A 23003-nucleotide genomic window follows, 5' to 3' on the forward strand; every position below is an offset into this window, starting at 1 on the left:
CATCTGTACTCCGGGGGTCCGACAGTTTCTGGCCGGTTACTGGCCCGTCCGGGTGTACCGCGCCCGCAAAAACGGGCGGTACTCCGGGTTTTCACCCATCCGGACGTCGATCTCGTGCGTCAGCGTCCCGCCGTCCGGCGTCAGCCGGTGCCGGGCGATCCCGCGCGCGGTGCGCTTCTCCAGGGTCAGCGTAGCGCCGGTCCAGCTGCCGCGGGCGGGCGACTCGGGCGGGAAACCGTAGCTGTCGAAGCCGTACCAGAGCGTTTCGCCGGTGGCCGGATCGGCGGTGAAGACGTTGTGGCCGAGGAACTCCGACCCGTCCTCGCGACGCTGCCGGTAGTGCTGGATCACCGCGAAACCGTTGAGCGCCAACCGGTAGCCGCACTCCGCGTGCGCGGTCGAGGCCGGCGCCCACGGCGACGCGGCGAGCTCCTCGGTGCCGGCCCAGTCGCCGACGAACGCCTTCAGCGCGTCGTGCGCGGGGCCGAGGCGGGGCATGTCCATGGTCGTCTCCATTTCGACAGGTACCTGTCGATGTGCGAGACTAGCACGCATGCGGTCGCATCGAGCCGAGACGTTCACCCGCGTGATCGACGCCGTCTTCGCGTGCAACGGCGGGTTCCTCGCCGCCGGTGACGCGCTCACCGAGCCGGTCGGGCTGACCGCGGCGCAGTGGCAGGTGCTCGGCTTCCTCGAGGACGGCCCGGCGACCGCGGCGGAGGTGGCGCGCCGCCGCGGGCTGCGCCGCCAGAGCGTGCAGGAGACGGTCAACCGCTTGCTGCGCAACGGAATGCTCGACCGCCTGCCCAACCCGGCCGACGCGCGGGCACCACTGTTGTCGCTGACGCGCCGGGCGCGCACGGCGATGCGGGAACTGGGCGCGGCCCAGGTCGCGTGGGCGGAGGAGCTGGCCGCCGAGGTGCCGCTGGCCGACCTGGAGACGACGTTGCGCACGCTCCAGCGCTTGCGCGGTGCGGTAGCCCAGCCCCGGCTGCGCTGAATCAGCGCATCCCCACGCTCTGCCGGTCGACCTCGATCAGCGCCACGACCCGCTGCTGCTCCCGCGAGTACGGCCCGCCGATGTACTTGGTGGCAATCCGGTCCACGATCTCCCAGGCGGCGTCGCCCTCGACCCACTCGGCCACCCGGCCGCGGATGATCACCGGCTCGAACGGGTTGTCCACCGGGGTCAGCGAGAGCGCGACCCGCGGATCGCGCCGCAGGTTGCGGGCCTTGCGCGAGTCCGGGCCGGTCAGGATGGCGATGCGGTCGCCTTCCGGGTCGACCCAGACCGGCACCGAGTGCGGCGCGCCGTCGGGCAGGACGGTGGCGAGGTGACCGATCGCGGTGGTGGCGAGGATGCGGCGGACGTCGGCGTCGAGCATGGTGGGCTCCTTGCTGGGTCGGGGGATCAGGCGACGGTGTAGTGGAGGTGGGTGACGCCGGGCGCGGCCACGGCCTCGACGAGGTTCAGCCGCACGTGCGACGGCAGCTCCCGGAAGAACGACCGGCCGCCGCCGAGCAGGACCGGGACCTGGTGCAGCACGACCTCGTCGACCAGGCCGGCCTGCAGGGCCGAGGCCAGCACGCCGCCGCCCATCAGGCCCACGTCCTTGCCGCCGGCGGCCTCGCGGGCCGCCGCGATGGCGTCTTCGACGTTGCCGACGAGCGTCTGCCGCTCGGTCAGCTCCGGCGCGGGCCGGTGGCTGACCAGGAACAACGGGGCGTCCGGGTGCGGGCTGCCGCCGCCGAAGTGCTCCGAGTCCTCGTAGGTGTTGCGGCCGGCCACGACCGCGCCGACCCGGCTGGCGAGCGAGTCGAAGACGCGGGCGCTCGGCGCGCTGAGCTGGAAGAAGCCGAAGACCTGGCTCGGGGTGTCCCCGCCGGAGTACCAGTCGAAGAGCGTGCCGCCGTCGCCGAGGCCCTGGCCGGGGCGGGCGCCGCGGCCGGTGATGTAGCCGTCGACCGACACGGCGTGGGCGCTGAAGACCTTGCTCATCGGGGCATTCCCTTCTGGGTTCCTTCAGGAGACTCCGGAACCGTAGCAGTTGAAGTTCCTTGAGGGAACCCCGAGTGGTAAACTGGTGCCATGCAGCGCACGAACTTCAGCGAACTGGCCGCGTGTTCGATCGCGCGCACGCTCGACGTGATCGGCGAACCGTGGTCACCGCTGATCCTGCGGGACGTGTGGGCCGGGCTGAACCGGTTCGAGCAGCTCCAGTCGGACCTCGGCATCTCCCGCAAGGTGCTCACCGAGCGGCTCAACCACCTGGCCGACCAGGGCATCCTCGAGCGCCGCCCGTACGACCGCCGTCCGCGCCACGAGTACGTGCTGACCGAGAAGGGCACCGAACTCGTCGACATGCTGATGGTGATGACCCGCTGGGGCGACAAGTGGCTGGCGGGCGAGGCGGGCCCGCCGGTGCTGTACCGCCACCACGCGTGCGGCGAGATCAGCAGTGTCGACCTGCGCTGCGCGCACTGCGGCGAGCCGATGCACGCAGGCGACGTCGACGTGCTGGCCGGCCCGGGCGCGACCCGCTAGCCGGGCTTGATGCCCAGCAGGGTCAGGAACGTGCGGAACCCGGCCGACATGTCGACTTCCTCCGGGTCCAGGAGCCACTGCAGCTGCAGGCCGTCCAGGATGGCGATGGCCAGTGGGGCCAGCTGCTCCGGTGTCGTTCCCGGTGGGAGCTCGTCGCGGTGGCGCTCCAGCATCTGCGTCATGCCCGCCCGTACCCGGGCGTACCTGTCCTGGAAGTACTTCCTCGCCGGGTGGTCCTCCGTGACGCTGTCCGCCGACAGCACCGTGTACGTCTGGACGATGCCGGGGCGGGTGGCGTTGTAGTCGACCAGGTCCGCCAGCTGGTTCACCGTGATCGACGACGGGTCGCCCGCCGGGGTGTGGCCGAAGTGCAGCAGGTCCCACTCGTCGCGGGTCTCCAGCACCGCCGTCAGCAGGTCTTCCTTGGTGGGGAAGTAGTGCATCAGCCCCTGCTGCGTCAGCCCCACGCGCTCGGCGACCGCGGCCAGCGACGTGCCTCGGTAGCCGCGCTCGGCGATCACCTCGAACGCCGCTCGGACGATGCTGGCTCGGCGGTCGGCGCCCCTGGCCCGGGTCATGATCCCGAGCCTACGGGACGGAGCATCACGGAAGTGTAACGTTCACTACTCACCGCCAGGTAGGGTGACGGGAGGACCGATCGCGGAGGATGCCCATGAGCTTCGACGTCGAAGCGCTGCTGGCCGAACTCGACCTGGACGCGAAGGCGAGCCTGCTCGCCGGCCAGGACGTCTGGTCCCTGCCCGCGCTGCCGCGGATCGGTCTCGCCTCGCTGGTGCTCTCCGACGGCCCGGTCGGCGTCCGCGGGACGCGCTGGAGCCCGGACGACCCCTCCGTCACCCTGCCCAGCCCGACCGCGCTCGCCGCGAGCTGGGACCCGCGGCTGGCGGTCGAGGCCGGCCGCCTGCTCGCGCGGGAAGCCCGGCGCAAGGGCGTGCACGTGCTGCTCGCCCCGACGGTCAACCTCCACCGCTCGCCGCTGGGCGGCAGGCACTTCGAGTGCTACTCCGAAGACCCCCTCCTCACCGGGATGATCGGCGCCGGCTACGTCACCGGTGTGCAGGACGGCGGGGTCGCCGTCACGGTCAAGCACTTCGTCGCCAACGACTTCGAGACCGAACGCTTCACCGCCGACGTGCGCGTGAGCGAGCGCGCCCTGCGCGAGCTCTACCTCGCGCCGTTCGAGCTCATCGTCCGGCGCGCGAAGCCGTGGGGGATCATGGCCGCCTACAACAGCGTCAACGGCACCACGATGACCCAGCACGCCGAACTGCTCAACGGCGTGCTGCGCGACGAATGGGGCTTCGACGGCTTCGTCGTCTCCGACTGGCTGGCCGCGCGCGACACCGTCGCCTCCGCCAACGGCGGCCTCGACGTGGCCATGCCGGGACCCCGCACGGTGTTCGGCGAACGGCTCGCCGAAGCCGTTCGCGGCGGCGAAGTCGACGAAGCTGTCGTCGACGCCATGGTCCGCCGCGTGCTCCTGCTCGCGCACCGGACCGGCGCGCTCGGCGGCAGCCCCGCGCCCGCGGAGTCCGATGTGGACGGCGACGCGATCGCACGCGAGCTCGCACACCGGTCGTTCGTGCTGCTCCGCAACGAAACCGGCCTGCTGCCCCTGCGTGAACCGCAGAGCATCGCGCTCATCGGCGCGCTCGCCGCCGACCCGAAGATCCTCGGCGGTGGCAGCGCCACCGTGTTCCCCGACCACATCGTCTCCCCTCTCGACGGCCTGAAGGCCGCCGTTCCCGCAGGCACCGAGCTCCGCTACGCCCCCGGTGCCGATCCGCGCACGACGTTACCGGCGGCCACCGACAATTTCCGGCTCCGCGCGACCGCCCGCGCCGCCGACGGCACCGAACTCGCCGAATTCCCCTTGCGCCAGGCCAGGATCGACTGGATCGGCGAACTGCCGTCCGGGCTCGACATCGGCACCCTCGCCTCGGTGGAGATCGCCGGCACGTTCCTGCCCGAGCGCGGCGGCACGCACACCTTCGGTGTCACCGGCCCCGGCGACCTCCGCCTCACCGTCGCCGGCCAGACCCTGTTCGACGGCGTCAACCTGCCCGAGGGCGGGGACATCTTCACGTCGATCATGCAGGTCCACGAGCAGCGGCGGGAGGTCGAGCTGACCGCGGGCGAACCGGTCGACGTCAGCCTGACCTACTGGATCCCCTCGGAGATGGCGGAGTTCGCCAGGGGCACGTTCGCGTGGGTCACCTTCGCGCTCGGCCACCGCGGCCCGGTCCTCGACCCGGACGCCAGCATCGCCGAAGCAGTGGCCCTCGCCGCGAAGTCCGAGGTCGCCGTGGTCGTCGTCGGCACGACCGCCGAGGTCGAAAGCGAAGGCTTCGACCGGACGTCCCTCGCCTTGCCCGGGCGCCAAGACGAACTCGTCGCGAGGGTCGCCGAAGCGAACCGCAACACCGTCGTGGTGGTCAACGCCGGTTCGCCGGTGGAGCTGCCGTGGCGCGAGGACGTCGCCGCGGTGCTGCTCACCTGGTTCCCCGGCCAGGCCGGCGGCGACGCGCTCGCCGACGTCCTCTTCGGCCGCGAAGAGCCAGGCGGCCGCCTGCCGACGACCTGGCCGGCGAAGCTCGAAGACGCGCCCGTCACCGACGTGACGCCCGAAGGAGGCGTGCTCGAGTACAGCGAAGGCGTGTACATCGGCTACGGCGCCTGGGCCCGCACCGACCGGCAACCCGCGTACTGGTTCGGGCAGGGCCAGGGCTACACGACCTGGAAGTACGAAGAGCTCGACGCGTACCCGGACGAAGAAGGCGGCGCGCGCGTCCGGGTCCGCGTACGCAACACGGGAACCCGCAAGGGCCGCGAAGTCGTCCAGCTCTACCTCGTCCCGACCGAGCGCGGCGACCGGCCGCACCGCTGGCTGGCCGGGTTCGCGAGCGTCGAAGCCGGAGCCGGCGAGGCCGTGGAGGCCGACATCGCCGTCCCCGCGCGGGCGGCCGAGGTCTGGAACGACGGCTGGCGGCACATCGCGGGCGAGTACGTCGTCGAGGCGTCGCACTCCTACGCCGAACCGAGGCTGAGCACGCGGGTCGTGCTACAGAAAATCCGTTGATCACGGCGGGCGGGCACCCCTAAGCTCACGGGAGCACCCTCGACCAGGCGAAAGGAGGTGGGACCGATGATCACGCAACCGATCACGCGCTCCCACCCCGCAGCGAGGGTGCCGGCTGTCTGACCGGGAGCGCGTACTCCCGGAAGGATTACCGTGACCGATCTGGTCATCCGCCCGCTCGAAGCGGGCGAAGAAGCACTGTTCACCTCCCTGCCCGACCGCGGTCTCGTCGGCCGCAAGCTGCTCGGCGACGACTTCGCCGAGATGGCGAAGCGGGGCGAATACCCGCCCGAGCGGGTCTGGGTTGCGCTGCGCGACGGCGTCGTCGTGGCCCGGGCCGCCTGGTGGGCCAAGACCGCCGACGAAGACCCGGTCGCCCTGGACTGGTTCGACTTCACCGACTTCGACGCCGCCGTCCACCTGCTCAAGACCGCGCCCCTGCACGCGGAGTACGCACTCCACACGCCCCCGGCGTGGCAGGACGATCCGGACGTCGCACGCGAAGTGAACGGCCGGGTCGAAGCGGCCGAGAAGGCGGGCTACCGCAAGCTCGTCGAGCGCTACCGCTTCCGCTGGACGCCGGAGAACGGCCTGCCGGAGAAGCCCGGCCGGCTCGAGTTCCGGCCCGAGCCGGACGACGACGTCATCCTCGAGGTCTTCAAGCGGGTGCACGTCGGCAGCCTCGACGCGCACGTGCGGAAGACCGTCGAGGAGCACGGCATCGACGCGGCCGCGCAGGAGGACCTCGACATCATGAAGTGGATGCCGGGGCCGCGGGAGTGGTGGCGGCTGGCGTACACGCCCGAAGGCGAGCTGGTCGGTCTCACCCTGCCGAGCCGCAACGTCTACGACCCGGTGGTCGGCTACATCGCCGTGGTCCCGGAGCACCGCGGCCACGGCTACGCCTACGACCTGCTGGTCGAGGCGACGCACGACCTCGTCGGGTACGGCGCGGACCGGATCGTCGCGGGCACCGACGTCGGCAACGTCCCGATGGCCCGGACCTTCGCGAAGGCCGGTTACCCGGTGGCGCAGCACCGCATCGACTTCGTGTGACACCCCGGGACGGCCGCGTCTTGTCCGGCGCGGCCGTCCCGCGGTACCGTCGCTAGAGCGATCTATCAAATCGGGGGCCGTGATGGGGTTGACGACACTTCGGGTGATTCTCGGCTTCTCGCTGCTCAGCACGTCGATCCACTACGGGCACAACGCCATCCGGTACGCGGACTACCCGCAGCTCCCGGGCATCAGCCCGCTCGTCGGGGGCATCACCGTCGCCGTTGCCTGGGTGGTCCTGACGGCGTTCGGCTGGCTCGGCTACCGCGCGTACACGCGCGGCCGGTACCACCGGGCGCTGGCATTCCTCTTGGTCTACTCGCTGGCCGGGATGATCACGCTCGGCCACTTCCTGACCGGCGTTCCGCAGATCCCCGCCTTCTGGTTCGCGACGATCTTCACCGACGCGGCCGCCGGCCTCGCGCTGTGGGCGTTCCTCACCTGGGCCTGGGCCGTGCTCAACCGGGTGACCACCCGAGATCAAGTTTCTACACTTCATTGACGTCCGTCTGACTCATGTAGACAATCGAGGAGTGACCACCACCACACCGGTTGCCTTCGACCGCCGTCCGGACGAGTACCGCCACTGGCGGCTGCGGGTCGACGGGGAGGTGGCCTGGCTGGAGCTGGACGTCGACGAGCAGGGTGGGCTCGTCCCGGGTTACGAGCTCAAGCTCAACTCCTACGACCTCGGCGTCGACATCGAGCTGTACGACGCCACGCAGCGGCTGCGGTTCGAGCACCCCGAAGTCCGCGTGGTCATCGTGACCAGCGCCAAGGACAAGGTGTTCTGCGCCGGTGCGAACATCCGGATGCTGGCCGCGTCGGAGCACCACTGGAAGGTGAACTTCTGCAAGTTCACCAACGAGACCCGCAACGGCATGGAGGACGCCACCGAGCACTCCGGCCAGGTCTACGTGGCCGCGGTGAACGGCACGTGCGCCGGCGGCGGCTACGAAATCGCGCTGGCCTGCGAAAAGATCTTCCTGATCGACGACAACTCCTCGACGGTCGCGCTGCCGGAGGTGCCGCTGCTCGGCGTGCTGCCCGGTACCGGCGGCCTCACCAGGGTCGTCGACAAGCGGCGGGTGCGCCGGGACCTCGCCGACGTCTTCGCGACGCGTCCCGACGGCGTGAAGGGCAAGACGGCGGTCGACTGGCGCCTGGTCGACGAACTGGTGCCCCGCCAGGACTTCCGCGAGAAGGTGCTCGAAAAGGCCCGCGCATTCGCCCGTGAATCCGGCAAACCGGCGGATCACGGCATCGAGCTGACCCCGCTCGAACATCGCCATGTCGACATCGACGTGGCCGGGGACCAGGCCACGATCACCATCAGGGGCCCGGAGAACGACCCCGGTGACCTGCACGAAGAGGGCGCGAGCGGCTGGTTCCTCGCGATGACCCGTGAACTCGACGACGCCATCCTGCGGCTGCGCACCAACGAGGTCGAAGCCGGCACGTGGATCCTGCGCACCCAGGGCGACCCCGCGAAGGTCCGGGCGCACGAAGAGGCCGTACTGGGCCAGAAGGACTGGCTCACCAACGAGATCACCCACTACTTCAAGCGCACGCTCAAGCGTCTCGACGTCACCAGCCGCAGCCTGATCGCGCTCATCGAACCCGGCAGCTGCTTCACCGGCGCGCTGCTGGAGATCGCGCTGGCCGCGGACCGCCAGTACATCCTGGACGGCCCGCCGATCGACGACGAGGATTCCGAAGAACGCGCGTCCATCCAGCTCACCGACGCCAACTTCGGAGCGTTCCCGATGGGCAACGGCCTGACCCGCCTCCAGGCCCGCTTCTACGGCGACGACGACCACCTCGCCTGGCTCGCCCGCGAGAAGAACCGCGAGCTCACCCCGGCCGAAGCCCTCGAACTGGGCCTGGTCACCGACGCCCCGGACGACCTCGACTGGGAGGACGAGATCCGGCTCGCCCTCGAAGGCCGCGCGTCGCTTTCGCCGGACGCGCTCACCGGCATGGAGGCCAACCACCGGTTCGTCGGTCCCGAGACCATCGAGACCAAGATCTTCGGCCGGCTGGCGGCTTGGCAGAACTGGATTTTCACCCGGCCGAACGCATCCGGGCCGGAAGGCGCGCTGCGCCGCTACGGTACGGGACAGAAGGCCGTCTTCGACAGGAAGCGGGTCTAGCCCAGATGCCCGAGAAGATCGACTACGACGCCAAGATCCCCAACAACGTCAACCTCTCCGAGGACCGTAGGCTGCAGCGGGCCTTGGAGGGTTGGCAGCCGAAGTTCATGCACTGGTGGGGCGAGATGGGGCCCACGCTGGAGACCCAGGGCGTCTACCTGCGCACCGCGGTCAGCGTCGGCCGCGAAGGCTGGGCGCACTTCGACCACGTCAACGTCCCCGACTACCGCTGGGGCATCTTCCTCGCCGAGCGCGACCCCGACCGCCGGATCGCCTTCGGCGAGCACAAGGGCGAGCCGGTGTGGCAGCAGGTGCCCGGGGAGTACCGCGCCGACCTGCAGCGGCTGATCGTCATCCAGGGCGACACCGAGCCGGCGTCGGTCGAGCAGCAGAAACTGCTCGGCCTGACCGCGCCGAGCCTCTACGACCTGCGCAACCTCTTCCAGGTCAACGTCGAAGAAGGCCGTCACCTGTGGGCGATGGTGTACCTGCTGCACGCCTACTTCGGCCGCGAAGGCCGTGACGAGGCCGAAGGGCTGCTGCTGCGCAACTCGGGGAGTCCCGACGCGCCTCGCATCCTCGGCGCGTTCAACGAGGAAACCGCCGACTGGCTGGCGTTCTACATGTTCACCTACTTCACCGACCGCGACGGGAAGTACCAGCTCGGCACGCTCAAGGAGTCCTCCTTCGACCCGCTCTCGCGCACCTGCGAGTTCATGCTGAAGGAAGAAGCGCACCACATGATGGTCGGCACCACCGGCGTCGACCGCGTGGTGACCCGCAGCGCCGAGCTGATCCGCGAGCACGACACCTACGACATCGGCCCGCACGGCGGCATCCCGCTGGACGTCATCCAGAAGTACATCAACTTCCACTACACGGTGTCCCTGGACCTGTTCGGCAGCGAGACGTCGACGAACGCGGCGAACTACTACACCGCCGGGCTCAAGGGCCGCTGGCAGGAGACCCGCCGCAAGGACGACCACAAGCTCACCGAGGACGCCCGCACGCTGGAGCGGCCGAACGCCGACGGCACCTGGACCACCGAGGAACTGCAGGCCATCCTGCTGCTGAACCTCGACCTGCGCAGCGAGTACGTCGCCGACTGCCAGACCGGCGTGAAACGCTGGAACAAGATCCTCGCCGACGCCGGGATCGACCACGCGTTCCGCCTGCCGCACCCTGGCTTCAACCGCGAAGTCGGCATAAACTCCGGCCACCACGTCACTCCCGACGGCACCATCGTCGACGAGGCGACCTGGGAGGCGGGCAAGCGCAAGTGGCTGCCCACGACCGAGGACCTCACGTTCGTGCGTTCGCTGATGCACCCGGTGTACGAGCGGGGGAAGATCGCGAGCTGGGTCGCCCCGCCCCGGCAGGGCATCAACGGCAAGCCCATCGACTACGAGTACGTGTACCTGACGTAGGAGGCCTGGTGGCGACAGGGTTCAACGCGGCGGAGTACCTGCTCTCGGCCGGGCGCCCGGACGCGACCGCGGTCGTGTCGCCCCGCCGGTCACTGACCTACGCCGAGCTCGCGGCGGAGTCCCGCCGCGTGGCCGGTGGGCTCGCGGAGCTCGGCGTGCGGCCCGAAGAGCGGGTCATGTTCTGCATGGTCGACGACGTCGAGCTGCTCACCGGCATCCTCGGCGCGATGCTGGCCGGCGCGGTCGCCGTCCCGGTCTCGACCATGGTCACCGGTCCCGAGCTGGGCCAGGTGCTCGCCGACTCGCGGGCGCGCGTGCTGTGCGTGTCGGAGGAGTTCGCCGACCAGGCGCTGACGGCGCTGGCACTCGCCCCCGAGGTCACCGACGTCGTGCTCGACCGCTGCGACGCGGCCGGGTTCGCCGTCCGGACGCACGACTGGCCGTCGCTGGCCGGCCCGGTCCCGAGTGGACGGACGTGGGAAGACTCGCCCGCGCTGTGGCTGTACACGTCCGGGACGACCGGACAGCCGAAGGGCGCGATGCACCGGCACGCGAGCATCCGCGCGGTCTGCGAGACGTACGCGCGCGGGGTGCTGGGGACAACGTCGGCCGACCGGTTCCTGTCCGTGCCGAAGCTGTTCTTCGCCTACGGGCTGGGGAACTCGTGCTTCTTCCCGCTCGGCGCGGGCGGCACGACGCTGCTCGAGCCTTCGCGGCCGACACCCGCGTTGTTCGCTTCACGCGCCCGCGAGGAGAAGCCGTCGCTGTTCTTCGCCGTCCCGACGTTCTACGCGGCCTTGCTCGCCAGCGACGTCCCGGACGACTCGTTTTCCTCGGTGCGGTACGCGGTTTCGGCGGGCGAGCCGCTGCCCGCGTCGCTGTTCGAACGGTTCCGCGCCCGCTTCGGGCTGGAGATCCTCGACGGCATCGGGTCGACCGAGGCACTCCACATCTTCCTGTCGAACCAGCCCGGATCGGTGCGTCCGGGCAGCACCGGCGTCCCGGTGCCCGGGTATTCCGTGCAGCTGCGCGACGAAGCCGGGGCGGTGATCGACGCCGCCGGGAAGCCGGGCGAGCTGTTCGTGGCCGGGCCGTCGACGGCGACCGGGTACTGGGCCCGCTACGACGCCACGAAGCTCGTCTTCCAGGGCGAGTGGCTGCGGACCGGCGACAGCTACGTCCGGAACGAGGACGGGACGTTTTCGTGTCTGGGCCGGTTCGGCGACATGCTGAAGGCGGGCGGGATCTGGGTGTCACCGTCCGAAGTGGAGGAACGGCTGCGGCAGCACCCGGCGGTGGCCGAGGTCGCGGTGGTCGCCGCGCCGGACGCCGACGGCCTCGACAAGCCGGTGGCCTGCGTGGTGCCCGCGCCCGGGTTCGCGGTGGACCCGGCCGAGCTGATCGAGTTCTGCCGCGAGGGCCTGGCCGCGTTCAAGCGCCCGCGCGGGGTGGTCGAGCTGGCCGAACTGCCGAAGACGGCGACCGGCAAGATCCGCCGCAACGTGATCCGCGAGCTGGTCCGCGACTCGCTGCGGACGGTACCCAGCCCGTGATCGACGGGCACTTCGTGGTCGACGCCCACGTCCACGCACCGCGGCTGCCGACGCTGAAACCCGCGTGGCTGCAGTGGGCGCACGACTTCGCCGGGGCGTACCCGTGGCGTTCGGTGTATTCGCCTGACGGCACCGTGATCCCGTCCGCAATGGACGAGCTGATGGCGTCCGAAGGCATCGACCGGGTGTTGTTGTTCTGCGAGTACAGCCCGCGCGCGACCGGGATCCAGCCGATCGAGGACAACCTGCCGCTGGTTGCGTTCAACCCGGAGCGGTTCCGGCTGGTGGCGAACGTGAACCCGTACGTGCACCACCCGGCGGCGGCGGAGGTCGAGCGGCAGCTGGACCTGGGGGCGGTGGCGCTGAAGATCCACCCGGTGCACGGCGCGTTCTCCCCGGCGGACAAGGAGCTGTACCCGGTCTACCAGCTGTGCCTCGACCGCGGGGTGCCGGTGATCCTCCACTCGGGAACGTCGAGCTTCCCCGGCTCCCGCACCAGTTTCGGCAACCCGGAGCTGCTGTCCGATGTGGTCGAAGACTTCCCGGCCCTGCAGTTCGTCTTCGCCCACGGCGGCCGCGGCTGGTGGTACGACGTCGCCGCGTTCCTGGCCCTGGCGCGCGACAACGTCTGGCTCGACCTCGCCGGGCTGCCGCCGAAGAAGCTGCCGGAGTACTACCAGCGCTTCGACCTGCGGCGGCTGGCGGGGAAGTTCGTGTTCGGGACGGACTGGCCGGGCGTGCCTTCGGTGGCCGCGAACGTCCGCACGCTCATCGGGCTTGGCCTGCCGGAGGACGTGCTGAGCGGGGTGCTGTCGGGCAACGCGATCAAGCTGATGCCGTCGCTGGCGTAGGGGTCGCACGCGGGGGTGCCGGTAAAACCGGGCCGGCACCCCCGCGCCCCCAGAGGCTCAGCCCATGACCTCGTGCAGGCAGAGGACGTTGCCTTCGGAATCGGTGAACCAGGCCGCCCGCTCGTTGCCCAGCTGGGCGATGTGGTCGACCGTCTTCAGGCCCTCCAGCTCGAAGTCCTGGAACCGGACGCCGCGGTCTTCGAGGGCCCTGACCTCGGCGGGCAGGTCGCCGACTTCGAAGCTCAGTGCCGTGTTTTCGCTCTGTGCGCCCTCCGGCATCGGGCGGAGGCCGATCGCGCCGCCCGCCGCCGCGAAGTACAGGGTGCCGTCCTCGCCACGGCCGGTCTGCTTCAGGCCGAGCGAGTCCGCGTAGAAGTGGCCGGCGCGTTCACTGTCGGTCACCGGAAGCATGGTCGTGATGGTCGATTCGGTCAGCATGGTTCTCATGGTGCGCCGCCGAACGCACCGGGCGTGACCTCTACTTTTTCAACGGTCGGCGTTGAACGCGCGGAGTGTCCGCATCGCTTCGGCGAGTGCCGGGGCGTCCTCACCGAGCGGGGTCAGCACGATCCGGCGCAGGATGTCGGCCGCCGCCGCGCGGGCCTTGTTCGCCACGTCGAGGCCGTGCTCGGTCAGCGACGCGAACGTGACGCGGCGGTCGTCGGGGCTCGGGATCCGGCAGATCAGGTCGGCCGCCACCAGGCGGTCCGCCACCTTGGTGAACCCGCCGCTGGACAGCGCGGCCTCGGTGGCCAGGCGGGTCATCGGCATCCGGTGCTCGGGTGAGCGCACGAGCCGCAGCAGGATGTCGAACGACGCGGGCGCGAGCCCGAAGCGCTCGGCGATCTCGCCCATCAGCCTGTCCTGGGTGGCCAGGTAGCCCTCGATGACCAGGCCCCACCAGGTGACGATCTCGTCGTCGTCGGTGTCCACGGGACGTACTTTACCGCAACACCTCGCCGGATTACTTCTTCCGTGGAAGATGTCAGCCCGTTTGTACGAACCGTATACCGGACGTCCCTACGATCGGCCGATGACTAACGAGGCACTACAGCGTGCTACCAAACTGCTGGACGCCGTCATCCTCGCCGACGGGCACAACGACCTGCCGTGGGAGCTGCGGCAGCACGGTGGCCCGAACCCGGTCGAGGCGGCCGCGTCGCTCGACCTGACCGTGCGGCAGCCCGCCCTGCACACCGACTTCCCGAAGCTCGCCGACGGCAAGCTCGGCATGCAGTTCTGGTCGGTGTACGTGCCCTGTGAGTTCGAGGGCCACAGTGCCGTGACCGCCGTCCTGGAGCAGGTGGAGGTCGTCCACCAGCTGGTCGAGCGCTACCCCGACCGGCTGCGGCTGGTCACCACCGCGGACGAGGCCGAAGCCGCGTTCGCCGACGGCCGGATCGCGTCGCTGCTCGGCGCCGAGGGCGGGCACAGCATCGCCGAGTCGATCGGCGTGCTGCGGATCCTGCGCCGGCTCGGCGTCCGGTACATGACGCTGACGCACAACTTCAACACCACCTGGGCCGACTCGGGCACCGACGAACCCGCTCACGGCGGGCTCACCGAGTTCGGCCGCGACATCGTGCGCGAGATGAACAAGATCGGCATGATGGTCGACCTCTCGCACGTCGCGCCCTCGACGATGCGGGCGGCGATCGAGGTCAGCTCGGTGCCGGTGATCTTCAGCCACTCCTCCTGCATCGCCGTGAACGACCACCCCCGCAACATCCCGGACGACGTCCTGGCCATGCTGCCCGGCAACGGCGGCGTCGCGATGATCACCTTCGTGCCCGCGTTCGTCTCGCCGGAGGTCGCGGCCTGGAACGAACGGCTCGAGGCCGCGATGGCCGAAGCCGGCCTGGAGTACCGGAACCTGAGCCTGCGCGGGAAGTTCGTGCAGGAGTGGGACGGCCCGCCGAAGCCGACGGCGACCGTGGAGGACGTCGTCGCGCACGTCGAGCACGCCCGCGAGGTCGCCGGTATCGACCACATCGGCCTCGGCGGCGACTACGACGGCGTCGGCGCGCTGCCGGAGGGGCTGGAGGACACCTCCAAGTACCCGGTGTTGTTCGCGGCCCTGCTCGAGCGGGGGTGGAGTGAGGACGACTGCGCGAAACTGGCCGGCCGGAACACGCTCCGCGTCCTCCGGGAGGTCGACGGCTTCGCCCGTTAGGGGGTTTGAAGCAGCGCACCCCGCGTGCCGGACGGACACTGGGCACATGACGCACGCGCGCGGGGGCGCGGCCGACCGCCCCACCGGTCCCACCCACCACGACCTGCCGGGCACCGAGGTGCCCGAAGGCGCACTGGAACCCGCCGAGCTGCGGGCCGGCGACGTCCGCCCGGGCCCGGAGGAGGTGACGCCGGTGCGGCCGGCGCCGTCCCGGCCCGCACCCGCGAAGATCAAGCGCACCCGGATCAGCGGCACCTGGGTCGCGGTGATCGCCGGCCTGGTCGTGCTGGTCCTGCTGCTGATCTTCATCCTGCAGAACCTGGACTCGGTGACCGTGCATTTCTTCGGCGGCGAGGGCAGCCTGCCGCTGGCCATCGCCATGCTGTTCTCGGCGATCGGCGGGGCGGCGCTGGTCGCGCTGATCGGCGGGGCCCGGATCCTGCAGCTGCGGAAGCAGGCGCGCCGCCGCTAGACGATGATCGACGTCATCCCGAGCACGGTCGCGCAAACGTTTTCGTCCCCGGTCGTCCGCACCCGGCTCAGGTCCGCCGCGTTGCGGGTGCAGAGCCGCCAGAACGTGTCCAGGTCCGTCGTCACCGTGGCCAGCGGCGTGCGGGACGGCGGGGCGCCGCGGTCGAGGACCCAGCCGTCGCGCTCCCGGCGTGCGTACCACTTGCCATGGCCGGTCACCGTGTAGCCGACCTGCTTGCCGACGCGGGCGTCGACGTCGCGCAGGGTGTGCGGCAGCGCCCGGACGAACGTGTCCGCGATCGGCTCGGCGTACTCCGCCTCCAGCGGCGTGTGCTCCAGGGCCTCGCGGATCTGCGCGTGGTGGACCCAGAACTCGGAGTAGTCCCGGGCCGCGTCCAGCCAGCGCGGCGCGGGCTCGTCACCGGCCCAGCTCACCGGCGGGCCGGGGACGTCGAGGTCCAGCTGCGCCCAGTACTCGGTCGTCTGGCCCATGAACTCGTAGAGCATGGTCAGCAGGACGTCCCTCGAGAGCCGCCGGCACGCGACGACCCATTCGGCGTTGATCCGGTCGATGAACCGGGGGAACGGCTCACCCGGGCGGGGGGCATCAGCGGCGTGGCCGTCCCGGCCGCGGGACAGCCGGCCGACCTTGTCCCCCAGCAGGTGGGCGGCGACGTCCTTGACCGTCCAGCCGGCGCACATCGTCGGCCGCGTCCAGTCTTCGTCGGTGAGCGCGCCGAGCAGCGTCATCAGCGCTTGCTCTTCTTTGGAGAAGTACGGGAGGACGTCGATCGGCGGGCCCCAGCGCGTCGGACTCATACCCGTATCCAACACGCACATCACACCTCCATTCGGCCTACCCGCAGGTAGCATCACCCGCGTAAGCAGAGGGGAGTCCGCGGGTGAACGCAGAGCGACCGAACGGCCGGGGTGCCGCCGACGACGTGGCCGATCTGGCCCGCCGCGCCGGTCAGCTGGCGGGCTGGGCCGCGCGGACCGGCTTCGCGCTCGGCCGCAAGCTGCCCGGTGTCGAAACCGCCGAACGCGGCGTCCGGCAGGTGGAGCGCCAGCTGCTGACCGAGCTGCGCCGCCGGCTCGACGAGGTGGACGACCCGTACCACGCGGCGCTCACCGCGGCGTCGGCGATGAACCGTGCGGCGGTCCCCGGGAAGGTCGAAGCCACCGTGACGCTGGTGCCGGTGCGCGACAACCACGCCGAGCCGCTGCGCGCGGCGATGGCCGAGCTGCTCAACCACTCGATCGGCTTCGGCCGCGAGCGCGCCCGCGAGTACTTCTACGCGATCATCCTGCGCCAGCTGACGCCGGACGAGGCCCGGATCCTCTCCGCGCTGTCCGACGGCTCGCCGTTCCCCGCCGTCGACGTCGTCGAGCGGACCGGCCTCGGCGGCAACGGCCGGGTCGTGCTGCGCAACGCCTCGACGGTCGGCAAGGCGGCCGGGGTGTCGCTGCCCGACCAGGTGCCCGGCTACGTCACCCGGCTGATCGGGCTCGGCCTGGTCGACCTCGACGAAGAGGTGCCGTCGCTGGAGACGCAGTACGAGATCCTGCTGACCGACGAGACGGTGCGCGAGGCGGAGAAGCACGTCCGGCGCGCGAAGTTCGTCCGGCGCACGATCCACGTCTCGCGCCTCGGCGCGCAGTTCTGGCAGGCCTGCGACCCGAGCTTGGGTTGACCCGGATGGGGGCCTTCTTCGCCGGCATCGTCGCCGACTTCGCCCAGCACTGGCCCCTCTACGTCTCGATCCCGGTCGTCGCGGCGCTGATCGGGTACGGCACCAAGCTGGTGGCCATCCGGATGATGTTCCAGCCGGTGGAGTTCATCGGCGTCAAGCCGTTCCTCGGCTGGCAGGGCATCGTCCCGAAGCGCGCGGCCCGGATGGCGAGCATCGCCTGCGACACGATGACCGAGCAACTGATCAAGCCGGCCGAGGTGGTGGCAAGGCTGGACGCCGGCCGGATCGCCAAGGAGATCGAGAAACCGCTGCTGGCGGGGGTCGAGGACATCGTCCGCGAGGTGGCCGCGCACTACCAGCCGGGGCTGTGGGAGTCCCTGCCGGTCCGGGTGCAGCGCCTGGTGATCGAGCGCGTCCAGCACGAGTCGCCGCGCATGGTCGCCGCGGTGCTCGACCTGATCAAGTCCGATGTGGACAGTGTGTTCGACCTCAAGGGCATGGTGGTCACCAGCCTGGTCAAGGACAAGCGCCTGCTCAACCGGATCTTCCAGGAAGCGGGCGCGAAGGAGTTCAAGTTCATCGCCCGCTCCGGCCTGGTGTTCGGCGGCGCGATCGGCGTGGTCCAGATGGTGGCGTGGGTGCTGTTCAAGTTCCCGCCGATCATGCCGGTGTTCGGCCTGTTCACCGGCTGGTTCACGGACTGGCTGGCGCTGCGCATGATCTTCTACCCGATCGAGCCCCGGAGGTACTTCGGGGTGCAGTGGCAGGGCCTGTTCCTCAAGCGGCGCGCGGAGGTCGCGGAGGCGTACGGGTCCTTGATCGCGAAGGAGATCATCACCCCGCACAACGTGATCGAGGCGATCCTCCACGGGCCGCTGTCGGACCGCGTGCTGGCGCTGATCCAGCACCAGCTCGACCGCGAGCTGGGCAGCGTGGCCAAGCCGCTGCTGGTGTTCGCGGTGGGCAGCCGCAAGTACCAGGAGATGAAGCTGACGATCTCGTCCCAGATCATGTCCCGCCTCCCGGACACGATGCGCTACATCGAGGACTACGCCGCGGACGCGATGGACATCCGCAACGTGCTGGTGTCCAAGATGAAGCAGCTGTCCCCGAGGGAGTTCGAAAGACTCCTGCGGCCGGCTTTCGAGCAGGACGAGTGGATCCTGATCGCGACGGGGGCGGTGCTGGGCTTCGCGGTCGGTGAGGCGCAGGTGCTGATCCTGGAGCACCTGGCAGCCTAGGCGAAGTCGAACGCCCGCCGTGCTTCGGCGACCTTCGCCCGGTGCTTCGCCGCCCACGCCGACAGCGCGTGCAGTGGCTCGTCCAGTTCCGCCGCGTGCGCGGTCATCGTGTACTCGACGCGCGGCGGGACCTCCGGGTACACCTTCCGCGTCACCAGGCCGTTCCGCTCCAGCCCGCGCAGGGTCAGCGAGAGCATCCGCCGTGACACGCCGGTCAGTGCCCGCTCCAGCTCGCTCAACCGGCGGGGTCCCGAACCCAGCTGGACCAGCACGCGGATCGCCCACTTGTCGCCCACCAGGTCCAGGACTTCGCGCAGGGAGCACATCTCCGCGGAAGGGATTTCGCCGTTGTCCACCGTCGTGACCTCTTTCGTAACACGCGTGTGCCGCCGTACCAGGAAAGTGCCGTCTTCCAGCGGGAACGCCACCGGTCCACGATCGATTCCGGCAAGCACCGGAAAGGAACCAGCAATGACGAAGACAGTGCGGTTCGCGGCCGAAGGCGGACCGGATGTGCTGGAGCTCGTGGACGTCGACCTCGGCGAGCCGGGCCCCGGGGAGCTGCGGCTGCGGGTCGAGGCGATCGGGCTCAACCGGGCCGAGGCGATGTTCCGCTCCGGCAGTTACTTCGAACGCCCCGACGCGTTTCCGGCCAAGCTCGGCTACTCCGCGTCCGGAGTCGTCGAGGCGCTCGGCGAGGGCGTGACGGGATTCGAAACCGGCGACCAGGTGAGCACGGTGGCGGGCTTCTCGATGCGGGACTACGGCGTCTACGGCGAGGCGGCGATCGTGCCGGCGTCGGCCGTCCTCCGGCGCCCGGACGGCCTCGACGCGGTCGAAACGGTCGCGCTGTGGGGGCCGTTCCTGACCGCGTACGGGGCGTTGGTCGACGAAGGAAAGGTGCGCCCCGGCGACTTCGTGCTGATCACGGCGGCCTCCAGCAGCGTCGGCCTGGCGACGATCGACGTCGCCAACCACATCGGAGCCATCCCGATCGCCGCCACCCGGACGGCCGCGAAGAAGCAGCGACTCCTCGACGCCGGAGCCGCACACGTGATCGTCACCGACGACGAGGACATCGCCGAGCGCACCCTCGAGATAACCGGAGGCAGCGGCGCGGAGTTCGTCTTCGACGCCGTGGCCGGAGAGGGCGTCCGCAAGCTGGCGGCGGCCACGGCCAAGGGCGGAACGCTCGTGGTCTACGGCGCACTCGACACGAAGGAGACGCCCTTCCCGCTGTGGTTCGTGCCGACGATGAGGTTGTTCAACGCTTTCGACCTCACCCTGGACCCATCCCGGCTGGCTCGAGCGGAACACTTCGTCCGAGCCGGAGTCCGGGCGGGAACGTTCCGGCCCCGCGTGGACCGCACGTTCGACCTCACCGACATCGCGGGCGCACACCGCTACCTGGAGGCCAACGGCCAGTTCGGCAAGGTGGTGGTCACCACCGGCGGCTGAGCGGGTGAACAAATCCACCCGAACGGCCGTACCCGCGGACGTATCCCCGGGGTCACCCTTCGCCTCTACTCTGCGTCGGGAAGACGGGAGACTCCCATGGCCGTGACCGTGGAACCGTGGCAACAGGAGATCCGGCTGGCGATGACCATGGTCGGCGGGGCCAGCCTGGCCATCTGGATGGGCGGGGTCGCTACCGAGACGTCGCAGCTGCTCCGGGAGTCGCGGCGGGAGAGTTCTCCGGGGCTCTACCGGCGGCTGCTCGATGTGCTGCGGGCGAGCGTCTCGATCGACGTGCTGACCGGGACGAGCGCCGGGGGGATCAACGCCGCCTGTCTGGGGCTGGCCGAGGCCTTCCGGTCGACGCCGCAGGTGCTGCGGAACACCTGGATCACCACCGGCTCGCTGGAAAACCTCGTGCGGGACGCCAAGGAGGCGCAGCCGCGGTCGGTGCTCGACGGGGACCGCGTGCTGCTCGAAGGGGTCGAACGGGCGCTGCGAGAGATCACCGCGGCCGGGGCGGCGCCCGCCGGTGGGGATCCCGACATCACCGTGCTGCTCACCGGGACCATGATCGACGGTGAGACGACGCGGTTCGACGATGCCCTCGGGAACCTGGTGCGGGACACCGAACACCGGATGCTCTTCCGGTTCTGCGGTACACAGTGGACGAACGGGGTGGAGGGGCCGCTCGCGCTGGCGGCCCGCTCCACCGCGTCCTTCCCCGGCGCGTTCGAGCTGTCGCGGATGCCGATCGGCACCGACGGCGCCGACCGGCTGCACCCCGACATGACGCCGTACACCGAACTGACCCGCTCGCACTGGCTGACCGACGGCGGGGTGCTGCTCAACAAGCCGCTGCGGCCGGCGCTGCGGGAGATCTTCGAACGAAGGTCCAATGTGGACGTCCGGCGGCTGCTGCTCTACGTCGTGCCGACCGGCGAGGGCGAGAGCGACGCTATCGCGTGTGATGCGGCGAACCCGCCGCTGCTGTCGAACGCGATGGCGAAGGTCGTCAACACCGTGATGAGCCAGTCCATCAGCGCCGAGCTGGACGACCTGACCCGGCACAACGACGCCGTGCTCCGCGCGCGGGACACCCGGGTTTCGCTGGCCGCGATGGGGCTGCGGGGCGGCCCCGGCTGCCTGGTCGACGCGCGGATCGCCGCCGCGTACCGGGAGCGGCGGACCGCCGAGGACGCCGCCGAGCTGGTGCGTACCGCCGCGCGGCGGTACGCGCTGGCCGAGCCCGGCACGCAGTGGGCGTCCGGGATGTCGCAGCAGCTGCGGGACATCGCGGTGGCCGGGCTGGAGGGCCGGATCCCGGCCACGCCGCCGGCCGCGAGCGTGGCGGTGGACGACCTGCTCGCCTACCGGACGACCGCGCTCGACGACGCCGTCGCGATCGGCCTGCAGCTGGTCAACGCCGGGTTCCGGCTGCTGACGGACGCCACGCCGGCCGCGGAACTGAACGCCGCGCGCGAAAAGCTGCACGAGGCACGCCGGACCGCCGGCCGCGGCGTGCGGCTGGGCAAGTGGGTCACCGAGCACGCCGGCCCCGGCGCCCGGTCGCTGGAGACGTGGATCGCCGACCTGGCCGCGGACTGGGTTGCCCCGGAGAAGACGGCCGGGGTCGCCGAGGCGTGGCCGATGCTGGTCGAGGGGCTGCGGTCGGCGGCGCCGGCCCTGCGGGCGCTGGCCGAGGCCGCGCCGTCGAAGTCGGAATCGGTGACGACGCTGCTGGACTGGCTGGCGCTGGGCCCGGACGGCGCGGGCGGCGACGACGTCGTCCAGTCGCGGCTGCTCACCCTGCACGTGGCGACCCGCGGGCTGCTCGCGCAGGCGCCGTCGGTCGACCAGCGGGTCGACCTCGTGCAGGTCAGCGCCGATTCACGGACGCTGCTGGACATGACGCGACGCCGGTCGTGGAACAAGCTGACCGGGATGCAGGCCAGCTACTTCGGTGCCTTCTACAAGGCGTCGTGGCGGGCCAGCGACTGGATGTGGGGCCGGATCGACGGCGCCGGCTGGCTGGTCCAGTGCCTGCTCGACCCGAAGCGGCTGCAGACGTTGCAGACGATCATCGGGCGGGACGAGCTGCGTGACGAGCTCGTCAAGGCGTTCGGTCCGTGGCGCCTGCCGGACGGGCAGGACCGGTGCGGCCCGGAGGAAGCGGCCGAGCTGCGGACGCAGCTGACCGCCGAGCTCGCGTTCCTCGGCCTGGACGCGGACCTCAAGCCGCTGCCGGCGTACGGCACCGTCCGGCCGCTCAGCATGCCGGTCACGGCCATGGTGCTGGCCAGGGCCCGGCAGGCGGAGATCGCCGCGGAGGAGCTCCCGGTGGTGAACCTCGCCGCGCGGTTCGACGCCGACGACCGGCCGGGCATCGGCAAGGCGCTGGAGAAGGAGCTGCCCCCGCTCGACGTCGCCGCCGCGCAGGCCCAGTTCCAGGCCTGCCACGTCTCGGCCGAGAAGCTCGCCGGTGAGCAGGGCACCGCCCGGCTGACCCGGACCCTGGTCGCGCTCGGGGCCGCCACGGTCAACGCCGGGACGGTCGCGTTCCGGCTGCCCGGCGGCTGGCCGCGGACCGTCGCGAACACCCTGCGGACGGTCGCCAGGAGCACGGCGCGGGTCTCGCAGGGCGCGTCCCGGCTCGGCACGGCGGGGTCGCTGGTGGCCGGCGCGCTGGCGCTGCTGGCCGGGCTGGTCATCGGCAACAACGGCGGCGCGGTCCTGCAGTGGATCGGCCTGCCGGTGCTCGCGGGCGCGGCCGTCTACCTGGCGACGGCGTTGCTGACGACCGGCCACAAGGTGCGCTGGCTGTTCACGGCGCTGGGTGCGCTGGTCGTGGCGGCGTTGCTGCTGGCCGCGTTCGTGCCGCCGCTCGCCCGGCCGTTCTTCGGCTGGCTGGGTGACGTCGTGGCCGGCTGGCGCCGCGGCGAGGGCGCGGTGTGGTGGCTGGCGGTGTCCGGGCTGCTCATCCTGCCCGCGGTCGTGATGCCGGTGAGCGCGATCCGGCGCCGCTTCGGCCACCGCCGGGCGCGGGCCCGGACGGCGAAGACCGTGACGCTCCGAGTCGGCAGCACCAGCGCGGTCCCGGAAACCCCGGAGGCCGTCGCCGAACCCGTGCGCTGAGCGGCGTTTCCGGCCCGTCGCCTTGCGATCACGCCGGTTTGGGGTCATCGTGCGGTGAGGGCACGGACCGCGAGTCCGCGTCCCAGGCGCGCGTGTGCCCCGGCTCCGTCCACTTCAAACATGTTTGTGTGACTGCTCACCGGGTACAT

General features: G+C 70.8%; 23 protein-coding genes. 15 read left to right on the forward strand and 8 right to left on the reverse strand.

The genetic code is table 11. The annotated features are described in order from the left end of the window. Positions 1-36 precede the first annotated feature (36 nt). A complete protein-coding gene (locus HUT10_RS31230) occupies positions 37-504 on the reverse strand; it encodes a DUF1579 family protein (RefSeq protein ID WP_254897100.1) in 468 nt (155 codons plus the stop codon). Positions 505-553: 49 nt separating this feature from the next. On the opposite strand from HUT10_RS31230, the gene HUT10_RS31235 reads away from it, so the two are divergent. Then, complete coding sequence (locus tag HUT10_RS31235; RefSeq protein ID WP_176174465.1) at positions 554-1000, forward strand: MarR family winged helix-turn-helix transcriptional regulator; 447 nt, start codon at positions 554-556, stop codon at positions 998-1000. A gap of 1 nt (position 1001) precedes the next feature. On the opposite strand, the gene HUT10_RS31240 is transcribed toward HUT10_RS31235, so the two are convergent. Both HUT10_RS31240 and HUT10_RS31245 read right to left on the reverse strand, forming a co-directional pair. Further along, positions 1002-1385 carry a PPOX class F420-dependent oxidoreductase gene (locus HUT10_RS31240; protein ID WP_176174466.1) on the reverse strand — a complete coding sequence of 128 codons (384 nt, stop codon included), beginning with the start codon at positions 1383-1385 and terminating at the stop codon, positions 1002-1004. Between the two features lie 26 nt (positions 1386-1411). Next, on the reverse strand, positions 1412-1999 hold the full coding sequence (locus HUT10_RS31245; protein ID WP_176174467.1) for a dihydrofolate reductase family protein: 588 nt from the start codon (positions 1997-1999) through the stop codon (positions 1412-1414). Positions 2000-2089: 90 nt separating this feature from the next. Between HUT10_RS31245 and HUT10_RS31250 the strand changes: the two genes are divergently transcribed. Then, positions 2090-2545, forward strand: a complete 456-nt coding sequence (locus HUT10_RS31250; protein WP_176174468.1) for a helix-turn-helix domain-containing protein — start codon at positions 2090-2092, stop codon at positions 2543-2545. On the opposite strand, the gene HUT10_RS31255 is transcribed toward HUT10_RS31250, so the two are convergent. Continuing rightward, entirely contained in the window at positions 2542-3123 is a 582-nt protein-coding gene (locus tag HUT10_RS31255; protein ID WP_176174469.1) for a TetR/AcrR family transcriptional regulator, read from the reverse strand. The genes HUT10_RS31250 and HUT10_RS31255 overlap by 4 nt on opposite strands. A 95-nt stretch (positions 3124-3218) precedes the next feature. On the opposite strand from HUT10_RS31255, the gene HUT10_RS31260 reads away from it, so the two are divergent. From HUT10_RS31260 to HUT10_RS31290, 7 genes are all read left to right on the forward strand, one after another. Further along, complete coding sequence (locus tag HUT10_RS31260) at positions 3219-5645, forward strand: glycoside hydrolase family 3 C-terminal domain-containing protein (protein ID WP_176174470.1); 2427 nt, start codon at positions 3219-3221, stop codon at positions 5643-5645. Positions 5646-5798: 153 nt separating this feature from the next. Next, positions 5799-6701 carry a GNAT family N-acetyltransferase gene (locus HUT10_RS31265; RefSeq protein ID WP_176174471.1) on the forward strand — a complete coding sequence of 301 codons (903 nt, stop codon included), beginning with the start codon at positions 5799-5801 and terminating at the stop codon, positions 6699-6701. 103 nt (positions 6702-6804) lie between these two features. Further along, entirely contained in the window at positions 6805-7203 is a 399-nt protein-coding gene (locus HUT10_RS31270; protein WP_254897101.1) for a hypothetical protein, read from the forward strand. A 31-nt stretch (positions 7204-7234) separates the two neighbouring features. Then, a complete protein-coding gene (boxC, locus tag HUT10_RS31275) occupies positions 7235-8854 on the forward strand; it encodes a 2,3-epoxybenzoyl-CoA dihydrolase (RefSeq protein WP_176174473.1) in 1620 nt (539 codons plus the stop codon). 5 nt (positions 8855-8859) lie between these two features. Continuing rightward, a complete protein-coding gene (gene boxB, locus HUT10_RS31280; RefSeq protein WP_176174474.1) occupies positions 8860-10281 on the forward strand; it encodes a benzoyl-CoA 2,3-epoxidase subunit BoxB in 1422 nt (473 codons plus the stop codon). 8 nt (positions 10282-10289) lie between these two features. Beyond that, positions 10290-11834, forward strand: a complete 1545-nt coding sequence (locus HUT10_RS31285) for a benzoate-CoA ligase family protein (RefSeq protein ID WP_176174475.1) — start codon at positions 10290-10292, stop codon at positions 11832-11834. Continuing rightward, on the forward strand, positions 11831-12685 hold the full coding sequence (locus HUT10_RS31290; protein ID WP_176174476.1) for an amidohydrolase family protein: 855 nt from the start codon (positions 11831-11833) through the stop codon (positions 12683-12685). Before HUT10_RS31285 ends, HUT10_RS31290 begins: the two co-directional genes overlap by 4 nt. 57 nt (positions 12686-12742) lie before the next feature. Here HUT10_RS31290 and HUT10_RS31295 read toward each other — a convergent pair whose 3' ends face one another. Continuing rightward, on the reverse strand, positions 12743-13123 hold the full coding sequence (locus HUT10_RS31295; RefSeq protein ID WP_176174477.1) for a VOC family protein: 381 nt from the start codon (positions 13121-13123) through the stop codon (positions 12743-12745). 48 nt (positions 13124-13171) lie between these two features. Further along, on the reverse strand, positions 13172-13618 hold the full coding sequence (locus HUT10_RS31300; RefSeq protein ID WP_176174478.1) for a MarR family winged helix-turn-helix transcriptional regulator: 447 nt from the start codon (positions 13616-13618) through the stop codon (positions 13172-13174). 100 nt (positions 13619-13718) lie between these two features. Here HUT10_RS31300 and HUT10_RS31305 point away from each other — a divergent pair, with 100 nt between their 5' ends. Together HUT10_RS31305 and HUT10_RS31310 are read left to right on the forward strand one after the other, a co-directional pair. Continuing rightward, positions 13719-14858 (forward strand): dipeptidase, encoded by a 1140-nt coding sequence (locus tag HUT10_RS31305; protein ID WP_176174479.1) that lies wholly within the window; start codon positions 13719-13721, stop codon positions 14856-14858. Positions 14859-14904: 46 nt separating this feature from the next. Beyond that, complete coding sequence (locus tag HUT10_RS31310) at positions 14905-15330, forward strand: lipopolysaccharide assembly LapA domain-containing protein (protein ID WP_176174480.1); 426 nt, start codon at positions 14905-14907, stop codon at positions 15328-15330. Here the strand turns inward: HUT10_RS31310 and HUT10_RS31315 are convergent. Continuing rightward, the gene (locus HUT10_RS31315) at positions 15327-16148 is read right to left on the reverse strand and encodes a maleylpyruvate isomerase family mycothiol-dependent enzyme (RefSeq protein ID WP_176174481.1); all 822 of its coding nucleotides are present in this window, start codon (positions 16146-16148) and stop codon (positions 15327-15329) included. The two genes, HUT10_RS31310 and HUT10_RS31315, sit on opposite strands and share 4 nt — an antisense overlap. An 83-nt stretch (positions 16149-16231) precedes the next feature. Between HUT10_RS31315 and HUT10_RS31320 the strand changes: the two genes are divergently transcribed. Beyond that, positions 16232-17023 (forward strand): Abi-alpha family protein, encoded by a 792-nt coding sequence (locus HUT10_RS31320; RefSeq protein WP_176174482.1) that lies wholly within the window; start codon positions 16232-16234, stop codon positions 17021-17023. A 5-nt stretch (positions 17024-17028) separates the two neighbouring features. Next, positions 17029-18264 (forward strand): DUF445 domain-containing protein, encoded by a 1236-nt coding sequence (locus tag HUT10_RS31325; protein WP_176174483.1) that lies wholly within the window; start codon positions 17029-17031, stop codon positions 18262-18264. On the opposite strand, the gene HUT10_RS31330 is transcribed toward HUT10_RS31325, so the two are convergent. Beyond that, positions 18261-18620 (reverse strand): helix-turn-helix domain-containing protein, encoded by a 360-nt coding sequence (locus tag HUT10_RS31330; RefSeq protein ID WP_176174484.1) that lies wholly within the window; start codon positions 18618-18620, stop codon positions 18261-18263. The two genes, HUT10_RS31325 and HUT10_RS31330, sit on opposite strands and share 4 nt — an antisense overlap. 115 nt (positions 18621-18735) lie before the next feature. On the opposite strand from HUT10_RS31330, the gene HUT10_RS31335 reads away from it, so the two are divergent. Then, positions 18736-19722, forward strand: coding sequence for a zinc-dependent alcohol dehydrogenase family protein (locus HUT10_RS31335; RefSeq protein WP_176174485.1), 987 nt, complete (start codon positions 18736-18738; stop codon positions 19720-19722). Between the two features lie 96 nt (positions 19723-19818). After that, positions 19819-22854, forward strand: coding sequence for a patatin-like protein (locus tag HUT10_RS31340; RefSeq protein WP_176174486.1), 3036 nt, complete (start codon positions 19819-19821; stop codon positions 22852-22854). The last annotated feature ends 149 nt before the right edge of the window (positions 22855-23003 follow it).

It is taken from the genome of Amycolatopsis sp. Hca4, from assembly GCF_013364075.1.
Classification (GTDB): domain Bacteria; phylum Actinomycetota; class Actinomycetes; order Mycobacteriales; family Pseudonocardiaceae; genus Amycolatopsis.